This is a genomic window from Pseudomonas haemolytica (assembly GCF_009659625.1).
Classification (GTDB): domain Bacteria; phylum Pseudomonadota; class Gammaproteobacteria; order Pseudomonadales; family Pseudomonadaceae; genus Aquipseudomonas; species Aquipseudomonas haemolytica.
In genome coordinates, this window is record NZ_VOIW01000001.1 from 751,955 (window position 1) to 771,384 (window position 19,430).

Annotated in this window: 16 protein-coding genes; 10 read left to right on the plus strand and 6 right to left on the minus strand. The window is 60.9% G+C overall.

Annotated elements, in window-relative coordinates; all coding sequences use genetic code 11:
- Positions 1–90 precede the first annotated feature (90 nt).
- From pcaK to pcaC, 10 genes are all read left to right on the plus strand, one after another.
- Entirely contained in the window at positions 91–1,431 is a 1,341-nt protein-coding gene (pcaK, locus tag FRT59_RS03410; protein WP_153870389.1) for a 4-hydroxybenzoate transporter PcaK, read from the plus strand.
- A 177-nt stretch (positions 1,432–1,608) separates the two neighbouring features.
- A complete protein-coding gene (locus tag FRT59_RS03415) occupies positions 1,609–2,466 on the plus strand; it encodes a CoA transferase subunit A (protein WP_153870390.1) in 858 nt (285 codons plus the stop codon).
- The gene (locus FRT59_RS03420) at positions 2,466–3,245 is read left to right on the plus strand and encodes a CoA-transferase subunit beta (RefSeq protein ID WP_034118527.1); all 780 of its coding nucleotides are present in this window, start codon (positions 2,466–2,468) and stop codon (positions 3,243–3,245) included. Before FRT59_RS03415 ends, FRT59_RS03420 begins: the two co-directional genes overlap by 1 nt.
- Entirely contained in the window at positions 3,242–4,444 is a 1,203-nt protein-coding gene (gene pcaF, locus FRT59_RS03425; RefSeq protein WP_198809604.1) for a 3-oxoadipyl-CoA thiolase, read from the plus strand. Before FRT59_RS03420 ends, pcaF begins: the two co-directional genes overlap by 4 nt.
- Positions 4,445–4,461: 17 nt before the next feature.
- Positions 4,462–5,166, plus strand: coding sequence for a protocatechuate 3,4-dioxygenase subunit beta (pcaH, locus tag FRT59_RS03430; protein ID WP_153870392.1), 705 nt, complete (start codon positions 4,462–4,464; stop codon positions 5,164–5,166).
- 1 nt (position 5,167) lies between these two features.
- Positions 5,168–5,734, plus strand: coding sequence for a protocatechuate 3,4-dioxygenase subunit alpha (gene pcaG, locus FRT59_RS03435; protein WP_153870393.1), 567 nt, complete (start codon positions 5,168–5,170; stop codon positions 5,732–5,734).
- A gap of 188 nt (positions 5,735–5,922) precedes the next feature.
- Entirely contained in the window at positions 5,923–7,218 is a 1,296-nt protein-coding gene (locus FRT59_RS03440; protein ID WP_034118531.1) for an MFS family transporter, read from the plus strand.
- A gap of 10 nt (positions 7,219–7,228) precedes the next feature.
- Positions 7,229–8,593, plus strand: coding sequence for a 3-carboxy-cis,cis-muconate cycloisomerase (locus FRT59_RS03445; protein ID WP_153870394.1), 1,365 nt, complete (start codon positions 7,229–7,231; stop codon positions 8,591–8,593).
- A 10-nt stretch (positions 8,594–8,603) separates the two neighbouring features.
- On the plus strand, positions 8,604–9,395 hold the full coding sequence (gene pcaD, locus FRT59_RS03450; protein ID WP_198809577.1) for a 3-oxoadipate enol-lactonase: 792 nt from the start codon (positions 8,604–8,606) through the stop codon (positions 9,393–9,395).
- A 10-nt stretch (positions 9,396–9,405) separates the two neighbouring features.
- Positions 9,406–9,801, plus strand: a complete 396-nt coding sequence (pcaC, locus tag FRT59_RS03455; RefSeq protein WP_198809578.1) for a 4-carboxymuconolactone decarboxylase — start codon at positions 9,406–9,408, stop codon at positions 9,799–9,801.
- A gap of 63 nt (positions 9,802–9,864) precedes the next feature.
- On the opposite strand, the gene FRT59_RS03460 is transcribed toward pcaC, so the two are convergent.
- The 6 genes from FRT59_RS03460 to FRT59_RS03485 all read right to left on the minus strand — a co-directional run bounded on the left by FRT59_RS03460 (position 9,865) and on the right by FRT59_RS03485 (position 19,422).
- The gene (locus tag FRT59_RS03460; RefSeq protein WP_153870397.1) at positions 9,865–10,998 is read right to left on the minus strand and encodes a hypothetical protein; all 1,134 of its coding nucleotides are present in this window, start codon (positions 10,996–10,998) and stop codon (positions 9,865–9,867) included.
- A gap of 240 nt (positions 10,999–11,238) precedes the next feature.
- Positions 11,239–12,138 (minus strand): polysaccharide deacetylase family protein, encoded by a 900-nt coding sequence (locus FRT59_RS03465; RefSeq protein ID WP_153870398.1) that lies wholly within the window; start codon positions 12,136–12,138, stop codon positions 11,239–11,241.
- An 82-nt stretch (positions 12,139–12,220) separates the two neighbouring features.
- Positions 12,221–13,471: an OprD family porin gene (locus FRT59_RS03470; RefSeq protein WP_153870399.1), complete on the minus strand. Its 1,251-nt coding sequence runs from the start codon at positions 13,469–13,471 to the stop codon at positions 12,221–12,223.
- A gap of 183 nt (positions 13,472–13,654) precedes the next feature.
- Positions 13,655–15,112, minus strand: coding sequence for an AdeC/AdeK/OprM family multidrug efflux complex outer membrane factor (gene adeC / locus FRT59_RS03475; protein ID WP_034118538.1), 1,458 nt, complete (start codon positions 15,110–15,112; stop codon positions 13,655–13,657).
- Positions 15,109–18,270: an efflux RND transporter permease subunit gene (locus FRT59_RS03480; RefSeq protein WP_034118539.1), complete on the minus strand. Its 3,162-nt coding sequence runs from the start codon at positions 18,268–18,270 to the stop codon at positions 15,109–15,111. The genes adeC and FRT59_RS03480 overlap by 4 nt, the downstream gene beginning before the upstream one ends.
- A 3-nt stretch (positions 18,271–18,273) precedes the next feature.
- Positions 18,274–19,422 carry an efflux RND transporter periplasmic adaptor subunit gene (locus FRT59_RS03485; RefSeq protein ID WP_034118540.1) on the minus strand — a complete coding sequence of 383 codons (1,149 nt, stop codon included), beginning with the start codon at positions 19,420–19,422 and terminating at the stop codon, positions 18,274–18,276.
- Positions 19,423–19,430 lie beyond the last annotated feature (8 nt).

Sequence of the window (19,430 nt, forward strand, 5' to 3'; positions counted from 1 at the left end):
CTTATTAATGTGCGGCAGCGCTGTGCGCAGCCGCCCAATAATAATGATGACCCCAGGTCGTCAGCCCGCCATCGGTGTGGAATAAAAATAATGAATCAGCCATCTGTCGGTACCACCCTGGACGTGCAGTCCTTTATCAATACCCAGCCGCTGTCGCGCTATCAGTGGCGCGTGGTGATTCTGTGTTTCCTGATTGTCTTCCTCGACGGCCTCGATACCGCTGCCATGGGCTTTATTGCTCCGGCACTGTCCCAAGACTGGGGCATCGACCGCGCCAGCCTCGGCCCGGTAATGAGCGCCGCGCTGATCGGCATGGTGTTCGGCGCACTGGGGTCCGGCCCCCTGGCCGACCGCTTTGGCCGCAAAGTCGTGTTGGTCGGCGCGGTGCTGGTGTTTGGTGCTTTCAGCCTGGCGTCGGCCTACAGCAGTAATGTCGACCAGTTGCTGGTGCTGCGCTTTCTCACCGGGCTGGGCCTGGGCGCCGGCATGCCGAATGCCACCACCTTGCTCTCCGAATACACCCCCGAGCGCCATAAGTCGTTGCTGGTGACCAGCATGTTCTGCGGTTTCAACCTGGGCATGGCCGGCGGTGGGTTTATTTCGGCCAAGCTGATCCCGGCGTTCGGCTGGCACAGCCTGCTGCTGATCGGCGGCATCCTGCCATTGATCCTGGCGGTGGTGCTGTTGGTGTGGCTGCCGGAGTCGGCGCGTTATCTGGTGGTACGCAATCGCGGCACCAACAAGGTGCGCAAGACCCTTGCACCGATCGAGCCCGGCATCGTGGCACAGGCCACCGGTTTCAGTGTGCCTGAGCAAAAAACCGTGAAGGCCCGCAACGTGTTTGCGGTGATCTTCTCGGGCACCTACAGCGCCGGCACCTTGCTGTTGTGGCTCACTTACTTCATGGGCCTGGTGATTGTTTACCTGCTGACCAGTTGGCTGCCCACCCTGATGCGCGACAGCGGTGCCAGCATGGAACAGGCCGCGTTTATCGGCGCGCTGTTCCAGTTTGGCGGGGTATTGAGCGCTGTCGGCGTGGGCTGGGCAATGGACCGGTTCAACCCGCACAAAGTGATTGGCACTTTCTATTTGCTGGCCGGGGTGTTTGCGTACGCGGTCGGGCAGAGCCTGGGCAATATCACCTTGTTGGCAACCCTGGTGCTGATCGCCGGGATGTGCGTCAACGGTGCGCAGTCGGCGATGCCGTCCCTGGCCGCACGCTTCTACCCAACCCAAGGGCGTGCCACCGGTGTGTCGTGGATGCTTGGTATTGGCCGCTTCGGCGCGATCCTCGGCGCGTGGATGGGCGCTACCTTGCTGGGCCTGGGCTGGAACTTCGAGCAGGTGCTTACAGCATTGGTGATTCCGGCGGCGTTAGCCACGGCCGCCGTAGTGATCAAAGGCATGGTCAGTCATGCCGACGCTACCTAGGCAAAGGTGGGAGGAGCTTGCCCCTCCCAGATTAGAAGGTTAGCTAGACAACAATCCGTTCGATAATCGAACGCTGAGTCGATTATCGGATTGTTCGACTCATTTCCCCGGCTTAATCTTCAAGCACTTCGGCGCCACCTCAGCGCCTTTTTCGATCAACCCCGGGAGCCCAACCCCATGGCTGAAATCCTCACCCTGCGTGAAGCGGTCAAGCGCTTCGTGAACGACGGCGATACCGTCGCCCTCGAAGGCTTTACCCACCTGATCCCTACGGCCGCAGGTCATGAAATCATTCGTCAGGGCAAGAAAGACCTGACACTGGTGCGTATGACGCCTGACCTGATCTACGACCAGTTGATCGGTGCCGGTTGCGCACGCAAGTTGATTTTCTCTTGGGGCGGCAACCCGGGTGTGGGCTCCCTGCACCGGCTGCGCGACGCGGTCGAGAAGCAATGGCCGCAACCGCTGGAGATCGAAGAACACAGCCACGCCGACCTGGCCAATGCCTACGTTGCTGGTGCATCCGGCCTGCCGTTCGCGGTGCTTCGTGCTTACGCCGGTTCTGACTTGCCCAAGGTCAACCCACTGATCAAGACCGTCACCTGTCCGTTCACTGGCGAAGTGCTGGCGGCGGTGCCGTCGGTACGTCCGGACATCACCGTGATCCACGCGCAGAAAGCCGACCGCAAGGGCAACGTGTTGCTCTGGGGCATTCTGGGTGTGCAGAAGGAGGCGGCCCTGGCGGCCAGGCGCTGCATCGTCACCGTCGAGGAAATCGTCGATGACCTGAATGCACCGATGAACAGCTGCGTGCTGCCGACCTGGGCCCTGACGGCGGTATGTCACGTACCGGGTGGTGCGCACCCGTCCTACGCCCACGGCTACAACGAGCGGGATAACCGCTTCTACCAGGCGTGGGACCCGATTGCCCGCGACCGTGGGACCTTTACCGCCTGGATCGACGAGTACATCCATGGCACTGCCGACTTCAGTGAATTCCAGGCCAAGCTGGCCACCACTCAGGAGGCCAAGTAATGGCTTACTCCACCAATGAGATGATGACCGTCGCCGCCGCACGCCGCCTGCAGAACGGTTCAGTCTGCTTCGTCGGCATCGGCCTGCCGTCCAAAGCGGCCAACCTGGCGCGCCTGACTTCGTCGCCCGACGTGGTGCTGATCTACGAGTCCGGCCCGATTGGGGCCAAGCCCAGCGTGTTGCCGCTGTCCATCGGTGACGGCGAGTTGGCGGAGACTGCCGACACTGTAGTGCCCACCGGTGAGATCTTTCGCTACTGGCTGCAGGGCGGGCGCATTGATGTCGGTTTTCTCGGTGCAGCCCAGGTCGACCGTTTCGGCAATATCAACACCACCGTGGTCGGTGATTATCACCAGCCCAAAGTGCGTTTGCCCGGTGCCGGTGGCGCGCCGGAGATCGCAGGTTCCGCCAAGAGCGTGCTGATCATTCTTAAACAGTCGTCCCGTTCATTTGTCGACAAGCTGGACTTCATCACCTCCGTCGGTCACGGCGAAGGCGGCGATTCACGCAAGCGTCTTGGCCTGCCCGGCGCCGGTCCCGTAGGCATTATTACTGACCTGTGCATCATGGAGCCGGAAGAGGGCAGCCATGAGTTCGTGGTCACCGCGCTGCATCCTGGCGTGACCCGTGAGCAAGTGGTCGCCGCCACCGGCTGGGCGATTCGCTTTGCCGATCAGGTCAGTACCACGGCCGAACCCACCGAGACAGAACTGACCGCCCTGCGTGATCTCGAAGCACGCACGGCCGCGGCCCACGGCCAAGCGCCGGGAGAAGCCTGATGCGCGACGTATTTATCTGCGATGCCATTCGCACGCCTATCGGTCGTTTTGGTGGTGGCCTGTCCACGGTACGCGCCGATGACTTGGCGGCGTTGCCGATCAAGGCGCTGATCGAGCGCAACCCCTCGGTGGATTGGAGCGCAGTGGACGAGGTGTTTCTCGGCTGCGCCAACCAGGCAGGCGAAGACAACCGTAACGTGGCGCGCATGGCGCTGTTGCTGGCGGGGCTGTCGGAAAGCATTCCGGGCGTGACCCTCAACCGCCTGTGCGCCTCGGGCATGGATGCAATCGGTACTGCTTTTCGCGCCATTGCCAGTGGCGAAATGGAGCTGGCGATTGCCGGTGGCGTCGAGTCGATGTCCCGTGCTCCGTTCGTGATGGGCAAGGCCGATGCTGCGTTTTCGCGCAACATGAAGTTGGAAGACACCACCATCGGCTGGCGCTTTATCAACCCGCTGATGAAGGCCCAGTACGGCGTGGATGCCATGCCGCAGACCGCCGATAACGTGGCCGACGACTACCAGGTTTCCCGCGCCGACCAGGACGCTTTCGCCCTGCGCAGCCAGCAACGCACCGCCGCCGCGCAAGCCGCGGGTTTCTTCGCGGAGGAAATCGTGCCGGTGCGGGTCGCCCATAAAAAAGGCGAGACCCTGGTGGAGCACGATGAGCACCCACGGGCCACCAGCCTGGAAGCCCTGGCCAAACTCAAGCCGGTCAACGGCCCGGACAAGACCGTCACCGCTGGCAATGCCTCGGGCGTCAATGATGGCGCCGCAGCACTGATCCTCGCGTCCGCCGAGGCCGTCAAGAAACATGGCCTCACCGCCCGCGCCCGCGTGCTGGGCATGGCCAGTGCCGGGGTCGCCCCGCGTGTGATGGGCATTGGCCCGGTACCGGCGGTGCGCAAGCTGGTGGAGCGCCTGGGGTTAGCGGTCACTGCCTTTGACGTGATCGAACTCAACGAAGCTTTCGCCAGCCAAGGTCTGGCGGTGCTGCGCGAGCTGGGCATTGCTGACGATGCACCCCAGGTCAACCCGAACGGCGGCGCCATTGCCCTCGGCCACCCCTTGGGCATGAGCGGTGCGCGGTTGGTCTTGACGGCCCTGCACCAGTTGGAGAAAACCGGCGGCAGCAAAGGCCTGGCGACCATGTGCGTGGGCGTCGGCCAAGGCCTGGCCCTGGCGATTGAACGCGTCTAATAAGAGAGGATTGCTCCATGAGTGACAAGCCCGGTTACCGGCGCCCGCAAGCGGGCACCCAACCTGATTACCTGCACCCGGCCTACCAGTCGACGAACCTGCGTTCGCCGTCCCAGCCACTGGTGTTCCTGCCCCATTCGTTGTCGGAAATCACCGGCCCGACTATCGGCGCCGAGCGCATCAATGAGAAAGACAACGACCTGACCGCTCAGCATGACGGTGAGCCCCAAGGCGAGCGCATCATCATTCACGGCCGTGTGCTCGACGAGAACGGGCTACCGGTACCGGGCATCCTTGTGGAGATCTGGCAGGCCAACGCCGCCGGTCGCTATAACCACAAGCGCGATCTGCACGATGCACCGCTGGATCCGAACTTCACCGGCACCGGGCGTACCGTCACCGATGCCGATGGTTGGTACCAGTTCCAGACCATCAAGCCCGGCGCCTACCCATGGGGCAACCACCACAACGCATGGCGCCCGGCGCATATCCACTTTTCGCTGTTCGGCCCCAGTGTGCTGACGCGGTTGGTGACGCAAATGTATTTCCCTGGCGACCCGTTGCTCGAATACGACCCGATCTACAACTGTGTGCCGGATACCCGCGCCAAAGAACGCCTGATCGCGCGTTTCGACCTGGAAAAAACCGTTCCTTCCTACGCCCTCGGTTACCGCTGGGACATCGTCCTGCGCGGCCGCGACGCCACGCCGATGGAGAAATAAGATGACACTCAATGCGACCACGTCCCACACCGTCGGGCCGTACTACCACATCGGCCTGACCTGGCTGAACCGCGAAGACCTGACCGTTGCCGCGACCCTCGGCGAACGCGTGGCCATCAGCGGGCAGGTGGTGGATGGCAACGGTGATGTCGTCAACGACGCCATGCTCGAAGTCTGGCAGGCCAATGCCGCCGGCAAATACGACCACCCTGAGGATGAGCAGGACAAGGCGCTCGACCCCAACTTCGAAGGCTTTGGCCGGGTGCCGGTGGATGCCGAAGGGCGGTTCCGCTTTACCACCATCAAACCGGGTGCCGTTCCAGGCTTGAAGGGCACCACCCAGGCGCCGCACCTGGTGGTGCTGGTGTTTGCCCGCGGGCTGGTGAAGCACTTGCTGACGCGGATTTATTTTGACGGTGAGGCACTCAATGGCGATGACCCGCTGCTGGCGTGTGTGCCAGCCGAGCGTCGCGGTACGTTGATTGCCAAGCCGGATGCGCAGGGCGTGCATCAGTGGAATGTGATTTTGCAGGGGACAGATAAGGAAACGGTGTTTTTCGATTACTGAGTTGGCTGTAGGGGCCCATCGGGAGCAAGCCCCCTCCCACATTTGGACTTGTGAATACATACCAATGTGGGAGGGGGCTTGCTCCCGATGAGGCCCTCACAGTCACTACATACCCAAAAGTCTGCTTGCGGAACATGGTTGTTGCAAAGTATGTCTAGGCTATAACCGTTCCCACTGAGTAAAAAAACATGACAACAACAACGAGTCACTACACCGGAGAAGAACGCAGCAAACGGATTTTTGCGATTGTCGGTGCCTCTTCCGGCAACCTTGTCGAATGGTTCGACTTCTACGTCTACGCCTTTTGCGCCATTTATTTCGCCCCGGCGTTTTTCCCCTCGGACGACCCCACGGTCCAACTGCTCAACACCGCCGGTGTGTTTGCCGCCGGGTTCCTGATGCGGCCCATCGGCGGCTGGCTGTTTGGCCGAGTGGCCGACAAGCACGGTCGCAAGAACTCGATGATGATCTCGGTGCTGATGATGTGCGCCGGTTCCCTGGTCATCGCGTTCCTGCCCACTTACAAAGACATCGGTGCCTGGGCGCCGGCGCTGCTGTTGGTGGCGCGGCTGTTCCAGGGCTTGTCGGTGGGTGGCGAATACGGCACCACGGCGACCTACATGAGTGAAGTCGCACTCAAGGGCCAGCGCGGTTTCTTCGCCTCGTTCCAGTATGTGACCCTGATCGGTGGTCAGTTGCTGGCGGTATTGGTGGTGGTGATCCTGCAACAGATCCTCACCGAAGACGAACTGCGCGCCTGGGGCTGGCGTATTCCGTTCGTGATCGGCGCCATTGCCGCAGTGATCTCCCTGCTGCTGCGTCGTACCCTGAAAGAGACCACCAGCAAGGAAATGCGCGAAGACAAGGACGCCGGCAGTATCGTCGCGCTGTTTCGCGACCACGGCAAAGCGTTCATCACCGTGCTGGGCTACACCGCCGGCGGCTCGCTGATTTTCTATACGTTCACCACCTACATGCAGAAGTACCTAGTGAATACCGTTGGCATGCATGCCAAGACATCCAGCTACATCATGACCGGCGCGCTGTTTCTGTACATGTGCATGCAGCCGCTGTTCGGCATGCTGGCCGACAAGATCGGTCGCCGTAACTCCATGCTCTGGTTCGCCGGCCTTGGCACCCTGTTCACCGTGCCGATCCTGCTGACTTTGAAAACCGTGACCAGCCCGTTCCTGGCCTTTGTGCTGATCACCCTGGCCTTGGCGATTGTCAGCTTCTACACCTCCATCAGCGGCCTGGTCAAAGCCGAGATGTTCCCGCCCCAGGTGCGTGCCTTGGGCGTGGGCCTGGCGTATGCCGTGGCTAACGCGGTGTTTGGCGGTTCGGCGGAAGTGGTCGCATTGAGCCTGAAATCCATCGGTATGGAAAACACCTTCTACTGGTACGTCACCGCAATGATGGCGGTGGCCTTCCTGTTCAGCTTGCGCTTGCCGAAACAGGCGGCGTACCTGCACCACGATCTGTAAGGGATGAGTTATGACGCTGCGCACGAGCAATCAACTGTTCGACGCTTACTTCACCGCTGACAGCATGGCCGAGGTGTTCTGTGACCAGGGACGCTTGCAGGGCATGCTGGATTTCGAGGCCGCGCTGGCCCGGGCTGAGGCGCGGGTCGGGTTGATCCCGCAGGCCGCTGTCGCACCGATCGCCCAGGCGTGCCTGGCGTCTTTGTACGACGTGGACGCCCTCGGCGTGGCGATTGCCACCGCGGGCAACTCGGCGATTCCATTGGTGAAGGCGCTGGGCAAGTTGATTGCCAGTGAAGATCCCGGTGCCGAGCGGTATGTGCATCTGGGCGCGACCAGCCAGGATGTGATGGACACCGGCTTGGTGCTGCAAGTGCGTCAGGCACTGGTGTTGATCGAAGCGGACCTGGCGCGCCTGGGGGATGTGCTGGCTGCTCAGGCCCGGCGTTACGCCGCTGTGCCGTTGGCTGGGCGCACCTGGTTGCAGCACGCGACGCCGGTCACCCTGGGGATGAAAATTGCCGGTTGGCTGGGCGCGGTGACGCGCAGTCGCCAGCGCCTCGCCGAGTTGAAACCGCGCCTGTTGGTGCTGCAATTTGGCGGCGCGTCCGGCACCTTGGCAGCGCTCGGCGAACACGCCATGCCTGTGGCCGAAGCCTTGGCCACTGAGCTGCAACTGAGCCTGCCCGAACAACCCTGGCACACCCAGCGTGATCGCCTGGTGGAGTTCGCCAGTGTGCTTGGCCTGATCGCCGGTAGCCTCGGCAAGCTGGGCCGCGATATCAGCCTGTTGATGCAAACCGAGGCGGCGGAGGTGTTTGAGCCTTCGGCGCCGGGCAAGGGCGGGTCGTCCACCATGCCGCACAAACGCAATCCGGTCGGTGCCGCCGTGCTGATCAGCGCCGCCACCCGCATACCGGGCCTGGTGGCGACGCTGTTCAGTGCCATGCCCCAGGAGCACGAACGCAGCCTGGGCCTGTGGCACGCCGAATGGGAAACCTTGCCGGAGATTTGCCGGTTGGTGTCCGGGGCTTTGCAACAGGCACTGGCGGTCAGTGAAGGGCTGGAGGTCGACGCCGAGCGTATGGCGCGGAACCTTGACCTGACCCAAGGCCTGCTGCTGGCCGAAGCTGTCAGCATCGTGCTTGCGCAACGGCTGGGGCGCGATACCGCGCACCATTTGCTGGAGCAATGCTGCAAACGTGCGGTTGCCGAGCAGTGCCACTTGCGCGCAGTGCTGGCGGATGAGCCGCAAGTGACCGCCGAGTTGTCAGCGGCTGAACTGGACCGCCTGCTCGACCCGGCCCACTACCTGGGCCAGGCGCATACCTGGGTCACGCGTGCCGTGACCGAACACTTTGCTTTGACTGCCTGAGGAGACCGCTGTGGCTTTTGTACAACTCGCCGAGGGCGAACTGCATTACCAATTGGACGGGCCGCAGGGGGCACCGGTGCTGGTGCTGTCCAACTCCCTGGGCACTGACCTGCATATGTGGGACATCCAGATCCCGGCGTTCACCAAGTATTTTCGCGTATTGCGCTTCGACACCCGTGGCCATGGCAAATCCCTGGTGACCGAAGGGCCGTACAGCATCGAGCAACTGGGCCGTGACGTGATCGCACTGCTGGATGCGCTGGATATCCAACGTGCACATTTTTGCGGCCTGTCTATGGGCGGCTTGATCGGCCAGTGGCTGGGCATTTACGCCGGCGAGCGCCTGCAGCGCCTGGTGGTGTGCAATACCGCCGCCAAGATCGGTACGCCTGAGGTGTGGAACCCACGCATCGAAATGGTCCTGCGTGATGGCGCCGCCGCGATGGTGGCCCTGCGCGATGCATCGATTGCGCGCTGGTTCACCGCGGATTTCGCAGCGGCCAACCCGCATCAGGCCAAGCAGATCACCGACATGCTTGCGGCCACCTCGCCTGAAGGTTATGCCGCCAACTGCGGTGCGGTGCGCGATGCGGATTTTCGTGAGCAATTGTCGTCGATCAGCGTGCCGACCCTGGTGATAGCCGGCACCGAAGACGCGGTGACGCCGCCAGCCGGCAGCCACTTTATCCAGAGCCATGTGCGCGGCGCTGAATACGCCGAGTTCTATGCGGCGCACCTGTCCAATGTGCAAGCCGGCGCTGCGTTCAGCGACCGCGTGATTGAATTTCTGCTGGCCCGCTGAGGAGCTTTTTGTGGACGAGAAACAACGTTACGCCGACGGCCTGCAAGTGCGCCGCGAAGTACTGGGCGATGCTCATGTCGACCGAAGCCTCAATGCCCTGACCGAGTTCAACAGCGAGTTCCAGGAAATGATCACCCGCCACGCCTGGGGTGATATCTGGACCCGCCCTGGCTTGCCACGGCACACCCGTAGCCTGATCACCATCGCCATGCTGATCGGCATGAACCGCAGTGAAGAGCTGAAACTGCACCTGCGTGCGGCCGCCAGCAATGGCGTGACCCGCGCCGAGATCAAGGAAGTGCTGATGCAGAGTGCGATCTATTGTGGGATACCGGCGGCGAATGCGACGTTTCACCTGGCAGAGTCGGTGTGGGATGAGCTGGGGGTTGAGTCGCGGGAGTCATAAACATGAAACCCCGCCTGCTGGCTATCAGGCGGGGCGCATTCATGACGTTATGCCCGGGTGGGTTCAGGCACTGGTTTCGACAGGGTTATAGTTTTGTGTGGTATAGCGCTGCTTCAAGTTGGGTTCTTCTTCACCCGAAACGAACCCGCCGCCACTGTATAAAGTGCCGGCTTTACCATCGCCCATGTTAATAAAGGCATAGTTCTTTACATTAGAGTCGATGGTGACTTTATCTTCTCCGTCTCCTGCTTGAATGAACAGCCTGGAACCACCCGACGGATCGTTTTTAATCGGCAGGAGGAATTTCTGTCCATTAACTTCAGCTAACAATGAATTGTCTTCTGCTGCACTGATACGAATAGTGTCATTACCGCTGCCGGCGATGATTTGCATGACGCCGTCGCCGAACTGCCTTGGGTTGTTGTTTGGCGAGAACTTGAAGGTGGTCTCGTCATGTTTGAATTCGGCCCCTTTTTGCAGGTGAGGTGCAATGGCGATGATTTCGGGTTGCGAGAATGTTTTCACGCCCGCCGACTCGGGGGCAGAGGTATAGCCATTGGTCCCGGACACTGTGTGGTTATCGTTAAGGCTCACAGTGGTTTGGAACCAGATGTCGTCTGCAATTTTGACGTGGTCGTCGCCACCCTTGGTTTTTATTTCTACGGTATCGGTCATGCCGCCAACATTTTGAACGGGCAGCAAGTAACGCCGTCCGTTTATTTCTGCGACGACCCCAATGTCCGGCAGGCTCTTGAGGTGAACGTTGTCTGCACTATTACCGGTTTCGATAGTGACTTTGTTACGTAGCATGGGAATGCCGTGAAAACTGCCTTCATGGGCCGTTGCGGAGGTGATTTTGACGGTGCCGTTATCATACGTGTGAGTGGTCGGCGTGCTGGTGAGGGCGCGTGGCACTTCGGTGATGGGGCGTGATTCCATGGGCTGTTGTGCTGGAGCCGTAGCAGCGGAATTGACGGGTTTATCCGTCAAGGTGTTAAGACGCTGGCCGATCAGCGATGTAACAACCTGGTCCTTCGCCGTTGCAGTTTTTTTGGCGGTGTTTGCCGGTAGAAAGTTATCTTCTTTACGGTGAAGTGTGTGTGGTGAGTTTGAATGTTTTTTATCGGGATCAATGGATTTTTCATTAGCGTTGTAAAGGCTGTGCGAATAGCTGTTCTGTGAGGGAATTGTCGACATGACTAAGTCCTTTTAAATGTTAGGAAGTATGATTTGGTTAGGCAGTGCGCGATACGTCTTACGTGCTACTGATCCGATAGTGGGGGTGCGGGAGTATTGAGTTCCAGCGCCACTTGTTTCATTTTCCTACGTGTTTAAAGGGCTTGTGGTCAGTCGGCGGTTAATAAGACGGGCGTGGTGGGGCAAGATGGGACTACCTGTCTGACTTAAATATCTTACTGCTGTAAGTGTTTGTAGCTTTCAGTGTGAGTCCGTATCCCATATCCAGTTCCATACGCCCGGCAGATGGACCTCTTCATTCACATCCTTCACGGTACGTGCCAGTGCTGCGCGTTCCAGCATGGCGGTGTCGGTGTAGAACGGCTCGGCAGCGGTCTTTACTCCGTTGATTCGTGCGCTGTCCATCAGGATTTGCAAGTACTCCTGCATGTGTCGGGCTGTGTAGCGGTTGATATCGTGGAAGGTCACCACCACCGGTATCACGCCCTCCACGCTAGGCAACTCTCCCAAGGCGATACGTTCGCGTACAACTGACAGTTGCCGATACAAGTTGGCCCGCCGACGCGGGCTGCCATTGAAGCCCCAGATCTTGCCGTCGTTGGCACTCAGGTCCGTCAGCAGTACCTGCATGCCGTGCCGCTGGTAGGCGGCGAAGGTGCGCTTGTCGTAGTTCCAGAAGGGCGGGCGTACCAATACAGGGGGCGTACCGGTGATGCTTGCGATAGCCGCGGCGCCGACGGTGAGGGTGCGCTCCAGCTCTGTGTCATTCAACCAACGGTGGTTGGTATGAAATGTCGTGGCGGTGTGGAACGCCAGGAGGTGGCCGGCGGCGAATTCACGTTCCATGGTCTTGCGCCCCCGGGAACTGCCGCCGGAGCGGTAGGCCTCGGTCTGCAGGAAGAACACTGCCTTGATGCCCGGTAATACCGGGTTATGTGCCAGATCAGCCACCACCGACCGGCTCGGATTGTTGTAGCCCGAGGCACTGGGGCCGTCATCGAAGGTCAGCAGGAAGCGGATCGGTGCCTGGGCCTGCAAGCGCTCCTGGGTCGTTGGCGTCAGGGTAATGGGCGCGCCGATGCAGCCGCTCAGGCTCAGCGCCAGGGCGAACAATGCGGTGGCTGCGGCAAGGGATTTCATGGGGGACGCGAGCTCGATAAAGGCCGCTGCTGGGTGGGTCAGCAGCGGCAGGCGCGCACCATACCGTAAGTCTGGCGCCGGTTCACAGTAGACTTATCGGATAGCTGACGATCAACCGGTTTTCATCGAACTCATTGTTGCTGTAGTCCCGGCGCATGCTGGAATTGCGCCAGCGCACGTTGAAGTTCTTCAGTGTGCCGCTCTGCACCGTATAGCCCACTTCACTTTCACGCCCCCACTCCTTGCCGTCCGTGATAGCGCCGGTGTGTACGTTGCTGCCGCTGATGTAGCGGTTCATCAAGGTCAGGCCCGGTATGCCGAGGGCGGCGAAGTTATAGTCGTGGCGCACCTGCCAGGATTTTTCCTCGGCGTTGTCGTAACTCGAGTTGTAGCTGTCGTTGGCCAAGGTGCCGCCGCTGGTGCCGTTGACGCGCATCCAGGCGCTGTTGCCGGTGAGTTTTTGCAGGCCGACATAGAAGGTGTTGCCGCCGTACCTGGCGGAGAACAGGCCGGACCAGGTTTTGTTGTCGAGGCTGCCTGCGCGGGCGCTACCGTCGTCCTTGCCGTAGAAAAACCCGAGGTTGGCGCCGAGGGTCCAGTCGCCGACGGGTTGGCTGTGGATCAGGTTGATGAACTGCTGGCTGTAGATATCCTTGAGTTGGGCGTTCCACACGCCGACCTGGGTGCGCTTGTCATTGAACGCGTATTCGGCGCCCTGGAAGTTGAAGCGGTCGGAGGTAAACGCAGTTTTACCGAACATCGTCATGTCGCTCATGCTGCTGTCGTCACGCGGGCTGTTGGCGCGGAACTGGCCGCCATACAGGGTCAGGCCGTCGATTTCCTTCGAAGTGATCTGCCCGCCGCGCAGGGTTTGCGGCAGTGAGCGGCCGTCGTCCGAGCGCAGGATCGGCAGCACCGGCATCCATTCGCCTACCTTCAGTTCAGTCTTGGAAAGCCGCGCCTTGAACGCCACGCCCAGGCGCCCGAATTCATCCGCTGGCCGGCCATCATGGTCCAGCGGCAGCAACTGGGTGCCACCGGTGCCACGCCCGCCATCAAGCTTGAGCGAGTACAAGCCCAGCACATCCACACCGAAACCTACGGTGCCTTGAGTGAAACCGGACTTGGCGTCGAGGATGAAGCTCTGCGTCCACTCCTGCGCACCGCCCTGGGTTTTGGTCGGGTTGGTGTAATTGCGGTTGAAGAAGAAATTGCGCAGGTTGAGGTTGGCGCTGGCGTCTTCGAAAAAGCCGTGCTCTTGGGCGATAGCAGGAAGGGCAAGACTGGCGACAGCGGTAGCCAGCAACAGCTGGCGCGGTTGGAAAGTGCTCATGGCGTTGGACCTGTTGTTATTGGGTTTATTCAGGTGGGCGCCATGGTGCGCGGTGGTGCGGGGGCGATTCAATCAGGGCAGGGTGGGTTGTGGGCGATGATCGAACGCAAGTTGGCGGGATGAAAATCAAGGCATAAAAAAACCGCTTCCGGTGAGGGAAGCGGTTTTTTCATACCCGCGCTATCAGAACAACTTCAACGGCGGTGCTTCTTCTTTCAGCGGTTCATTCTTCGCCGTTTGCTCGTTCCAACCACCACCGAGGGCCTTGTACAGGTTGACCTCGCTGTTGAGCTGCGCCAGGCGGTCGGTGATCAGCGATTGCTGGGCACTGAACAGTTGGCGTTGGGCGTCGAGGAACGTCAGGTTGCTGTCGACACCAATGCGGTAGCGACGCTCGGCCAGGCGGTAGTAATCCTGGTTGGCGGCGACGAAGCCACGTTGGGCGTCCAGTTGCTGCTTGTAGGTCTCACGTGCGGCAAGGCCGTCGGAGACTTCCTGGAAGCCGGTCTGGATCGCTTTCTCGTAGTTGGCCACGTTGATCTCTTTCTGGATCTTCGAGTAGTCCAGGCTTGCGCGCAGGCTACCGGCGTTGAAGATCGGGATGTTGATCTGCGGGGCAAACGCCCAGGTGCCCGAACCGCCTTTGAACAGGCCGCCCAGGGTAGGGCTGGCGGTACCGGCGCTGGCGGTCAGGCTGATGCTCGGGAAGAACGCCGCACGGGCCGCGCCGATATTGGCGTTGGCCGCCTTGAGGTTGTACTCGGCCTGCACAATGTCGGGACGACGTTGCAGCAGGTCCGACGGCAACCCGGCAGGCACTTCGCTGAGCAGGTCATCCGACAGTGGCTTGCTGGCGATATTTGCCGGCAGGCCGGTGCCCAGCAGCAGGGTCAGGTTGTTTTCGTCCTGGGCCACCTGGCGGGTATACCGGGCCAGTTGAACCCGGGCGTTTTCCACCGAGGTGCGTGCCTGGCTGAGGTCGAGGGCCGAGGCCACGCCGACTTCGTTGCTGCGCGAGGTGAGCTTGAAGCTCTGCTCGAAAGCACCGAGGGTGTCCTGGGTCAGCTTGAGCAGCTCCTTGTCGGCCTGCCAGGTCAGGTAGGCATTCGCCACGCTGGCCACCAGGCTGATTTGGGTGCTGCGGCGCGCTTCTTCAGTCGCGAAGTACTTTTGCAGCGCCTCTTCGCTCAGGCTACGGACGCGACCGAACAGGTCCAACTCGTAAGAGCTGATCCCGAGGCCGGCCGAGTATTGGCTGGTGATGCCCGATTCGCCGGTCTGCGACAGTTTGGCCGGGGTACGCTGGCGGCTGCCGCTGCCAGTGGCCGACACGGCTGGGAACAGGTCGGCACGCTGGATCTGGTACTGCGCCGCATACGCGTCGATGTTCAGCGCCGCGACACGCAGGTCACGGTTGTTCACCAGCGCGGTCTGGATCAGCTGTTGCAGGGCAGGGTCATGGAAAAACTGCTTCCAGCCCTGCTCGGCAGCGGCCTGGCCCGGCGCCTGGGCCGACGAGTACGCCGGCCCCTGCGGGAACTGGGCCGCTACCGGCGCTTCGGGGCGCTGGTAGTCAGGTATCAGCGAGCAGCCACTGAGCACGAATGCCGTGACGGCTAGGGAAAGTAGCGACTTGCTCATTGGCCAGCCTCTTTAGGAGTTTCAGTAGTGTCTTTCTTTTTACGTTCGCCGGCCGAGGACACGGTTGCATAGAACAGTGGCACCCAGAAGATCGCCAGCACAGTGGCCGTGATCATACCGCCGATTACGCCGGTACCGATGGCATGCTGGCTACCCGAGCCTGCGCCACTGGAAATCGCCAGCGGCAGTACGCCGAGCACGAACGCCATGGACGTCATGATGATCGGGCGCAGACGCATCCGCGACGCTTCGATAGCCGCCTCGACAATGCCTTTGCCTTGCTCGTGCAGCTCTTTGGCGAATTCCACGATCAGGATGGCGTTTTTCGCCGCCAGGCCCACCGTCACCAGCAAGCCCACCTGGAAGAACACGTCGTTGGACAGGCCGCGCAGGCTGGTGGCGATCAGCGCACCGATCACACCCAGTGGCACTACCAGAATCACCGCGATCGGGATCGACCAGCTTTCGTACAAGGCCGCCAGGCAGAGGAACACCACCAGCAGCGACAGGGCGTACAGCGCAGGCGCCTGGGAGCCGGACAAGCGCTCTTCATACGACAGGCCGGTCCAGGAGTAGCCGATGCCGGCCGGCAGCTCTTTGGCAATGCGCTCGACTTCCGCCATCGCGTCACCGGTACTGTAGCCCGGTGCCGGAGTACCGAGGATTTCCATCGCCGCTACACCGTTGTATCGCGAGAGCTTGGGCGAGCCGAAGATCCACTGGCCCGACGAGATGGCCGACAGTGGCACCATCTTCCCGGAGTTGCTGCGCACGTACCATTTGTCCAGGTCTTCCGGAGACATCCGGCTGGCAGCGTCACCTTGCACATACACCTTCTTCACACGACCACGGTCGATGAAGTCGTTGATGTAGCTACCGCCCAAGGCGATGGCCAGGGTCTGCTGGATATCCGCGAGGCTGATGCCCTGGGCACTGGCTTTCTCGTCGTCGACGGTCAGCTCGTACTGCGGCTCATCGTTCACGCCGTTAGGACGTACGCCCGCCAGCACCTTGCTTTGCGCCGCCGCACCGAGGAACTGGTTACGTGCAGCCATCAGCTTGTCGTGGCCGACGCCACCCTGGTCTTGCAGGAACACGTCGAAACCGGTGGCGTTACCCAACTCCAGAACCGAAGGCGGCACGATGGCGAATACCATGGCGTCCTTGAAGGCCCCGAAGAAGTAACCCTGGGCACGCTTGGCCACTTCGAATACCGACATCGACGCATCACGCTCGTCCCACGGCTTGAGCATCACGAACGCGAGGCCCGAGCTCTGGCCACGACCAGCGAAGTTGAAGCCGTTTACGGTAAACACCGACTTCACAGCCTTGCCTTCACCCGGTTCGCCTTCCTTGTCATTGAGCAGGTAGGCACGCATGTCGTCGATCACGGTTTGCGTACGTTCAGCCGAAGAGCCTACCGGTGTCTGCACCTGGGCGAAGATCACACCCTGGTCTTCCTCTGGCAGGAACGCGCTTGGGATACGGGTGAACATCCAGATCATGCCGGCCAGGATCAGCACATACACCAGGAACGCTGGAATCTTGTGCTTGATCATGGCGCCTACGCCGCGCTCGTACTTGAGTACGCCGCTGTCGAAGGTACGGTTGAACCAGCCGAAGAAGCCGCGCTTGGGCTGGCCATGTTTTTCTGGATCAATCGGCTTGAGCATGGTGGCGCACAAGGCCGGGGTGAAGATCAGGGCAACCAGTACCGACAATGCCATCGCCGAAACAATGGTGATGGAGAACTGGCGGTAGATCACACCGGTGGAACCACCGAAGAACGCCATCGGCAGCAGTACCGCCGACAGTACCAGGGCGATACCTACCAGGGCGCCCTGGATCTGGCCCATGGACTTGATCGTCGCTTCTTTCGGCGACAGGTGTTCCTCGGCCATTACCCGTTCGACGTTTTCCACCACGACGATGGCATCGTCCACCAGCAAGCCGATGGCCAGGATCATGCCGAACATGGTCAGGGTGTTGATGGTGAAGCCGCACGCGGCCAGGATCCCGAAGGTACCCAGCAATACCACCGGTACGGTCATGGTGGTGATGATGGTGGCGCGGAAGTTCTGCAGGAACAGGAACATCACCAGGAACACCAGCACGATCGCTTCGACCAGGGTGTCAACTACACCGGAGATCGATTCGGTCACGACCGGGGTGGTGTCATACGGTACTACCGCCTTCATGCCAGGCGGGAAGAACGGCTCCAGGGACTTCACTGTTTCGCGGATGGCCTTGCCGGTGTCCAGGGCGTTTGCACCGGCCGCCAGCTTGATGGCCATACCGGATGCCGGCTTACCGTTGAACTGTGCACTGATGCTGTAGTTCTGGCCGCCCAGCTCGATACGCGCGACGTCACCCAGGCGAACCTGCGAGCCGTCGGTGTTCACCTTCATCAGGATCTTGGCGAATTCGTCAGCGCTTTGCAGGCGTGTCTTGCCGATGATGGTGGCGTTCAGCTGGGTGCCGGGCAGGGCAGGCAAGCCGCCCAGTTGACCGGTAGCCACCTGCACGTTCTGCGCCTTGATGGCGTTGCTGACATCCACGGGCGTGAGCTGATAGTTGTTCAGCTTGGCCGGGTCGAGCCAGATACGCATGGCGTACTGCGAACCGAAGACCTGGAAGTCACCTACACCCGCGGTACGGGAGATCGGGTCCTGGATGTTGGACACGATGTAGTTGGACAGGTCGTCCTTGGTCATGCTGCCGTCTTCCGACACCAGACCGATCACCATCAGGAAGTTCTTCACCGACTTGGTCACGCGGATACCCTGTTGCTGCACTTCTTGTGGCAGCAGCGGGGTGGCCAGGTTCAGCTTGTTCTGCACCTGGACCTGGGCGATATCCGGGTTGGTACCCTGGTTGAACGTCGCGGTGATGGTCATGCTGCCGTCGGAGTTACTGTCTGAGGCGACATAACGCAGGTTGTCGATACCGTTGAGCTGTTGCTCGATGACTTGCACCACGGTGTCCTGCACGGTTTGTGCAGACGCGCCTGGGTAGGTTACCTGGATATCAATGGCCGTTGGCGCAATGGCCGGGTATTGGTTGATGGGCAACTTCAGGATCGACAGTGCCCCGACCAGCATGATCACCAGGGCAATTACCCAGGCGAAAATGGGACGGTCGATAAAAAATTTCGACATGGATTACTCCCCTTGACCAGCAGCGGCAGCGGGCGCTGCAGCAGTACCGGCGGGTTTAGCGTTGTCAGCGTCCTTGACCTTGACTTCGATGCCCGGCTTGATGAATTGCAGGCCCTCGGTGATCACACGGTCACCGGCGTCCAGGCCTTTTTCCACCAGCCAGTAGGCGCCGGAAGTACGGTTGGCAACCAGGACGCGTTGCTCGACCTTGTTGTCCTTGTTCACGATCAACGCCGTCGGGATGCCCTTGAGGTCACGGGTCACGCCTTGTTGCGGCGCGAGAATGGCCTTGCTGTTCACGCCGGCTTGCAGCTGGGCGTGCACGAACATCCCGGGCAGCAGGGTGTGGTCAGGGTTCGGGAACACGGCGCGCAGGGTCACGGAACCGGTAGTCTGGTCGACCGACACTTCCGAGAACTCAAGCTTGCCGTCCTGGGCGTAGGGCGTGCCGTCTTCCAGGGTCAGCTTGACCTTGGCAGCGTTTTCGCCGGCTTTCTCCAGTTGGCCACTTGCAAGGTCGCGGCGCAGTTTCAGCATTTCCGCCGAGGACTGCGTGACGTCAACGTAGATCGGGTCCAGTTGCTGGATCACGGCCATGGCATCGGCCTGGCCATTGCTGACCAGTGCGCCTTCGGTCACCGAAGAGCGGCCAATGCGCCCGGAGATCGGCGCGAACACTTTGGTATAGCGCACGTTGATCTGGGCGGTTTGAACGTTTGCTTCGGCGGTCATGCGGTTGGCGACGGCAGTGTCGTATTCCTGACGGCTGACGGCTTGCTCATCGACCAATTGCTTGTAGCGGTCGCTGATGGACTTGGTCTGGGTCAGGCTGGCTTGGGCGCTTTTCAGGGTGGCGTCATACACCGACGGGTCGATCTGGTAGAGCTGTTGCCCTTCCTTCACGTCCGCACCTTCCTTGAACAGGCGCTTGAGAATGATGCCGTTGACCTGAGGCCGGACTTCCGCGATGCGGTAGGCCGTGGTGCGGCCTGGCAGCTCGGTGGTCAGGGTGAAGGCTTGCGGTTGAATGGTGACCACGCCGACCTGAGGGGTTTGAGCGGGCGGTGCCGCTTCTTCCTTTTTACATCCGCTGAGCAGCGATGCCAGGGCGACGGCAGTGACCAGAGCGGTAACAGCTGGCTTAAGTTGCATGAAGATCC

Coding starts and splice junctions, on each gene's coding strand:
- pcaK (WP_153870389.1), top strand. CDS start 91: ATGAATCAGCCATCTGTCGGTACCACCCTGGACGTGCAGTCCTTTATC.
- FRT59_RS03415 (WP_153870390.1), top strand. CDS start 1,609: ATGGCTGAAATCCTCACCCTGCGTGAAGCGGTCAAGCGCTTCGTGAAC.
- FRT59_RS03420 (WP_034118527.1), top strand. CDS start 2,466: ATGGCTTACTCCACCAATGAGATGATGACCGTCGCCGCCGCACGCCGC.
- pcaH (WP_153870392.1), top strand. CDS start 4,462: ATGAGTGACAAGCCCGGTTACCGGCGCCCGCAAGCGGGCACCCAACCT.
- pcaG (WP_153870393.1), top strand. CDS start 5,168: ATGACACTCAATGCGACCACGTCCCACACCGTCGGGCCGTACTACCAC.
- FRT59_RS03440 (WP_034118531.1), top strand. CDS start 5,923: ATGACAACAACAACGAGTCACTACACCGGAGAAGAACGCAGCAAACGG.
- FRT59_RS03445 (WP_153870394.1), top strand. CDS start 7,229: ATGACGCTGCGCACGAGCAATCAACTGTTCGACGCTTACTTCACCGCT.
- FRT59_RS03460 (WP_153870397.1), bottom strand. CDS start 10,998: ATGTCGACAATTCCCTCACAGAACAGCTATTCGCACAGCCTTTACAAC.
- FRT59_RS03465 (WP_153870398.1), bottom strand. CDS start 12,138: ATGAAATCCCTTGCCGCAGCCACCGCATTGTTCGCCCTGGCGCTGAGC.
- FRT59_RS03470 (WP_153870399.1), bottom strand. CDS start 13,471: ATGAGCACTTTCCAACCGCGCCAGCTGTTGCTGGCTACCGCTGTCGCC.
- adeC (WP_034118538.1), bottom strand. CDS start 15,112: ATGAGCAAGTCGCTACTTTCCCTAGCCGTCACGGCATTCGTGCTCAGT.
- FRT59_RS03480 (WP_034118539.1), bottom strand. CDS start 18,270: ATGTCGAAATTTTTTATCGACCGTCCCATTTTCGCCTGGGTAATTGCC.
- FRT59_RS03485 (WP_034118540.1), bottom strand. CDS start 19,422: ATGCAACTTAAGCCAGCTGTTACCGCTCTGGTCACTGCCGTCGCCCTG.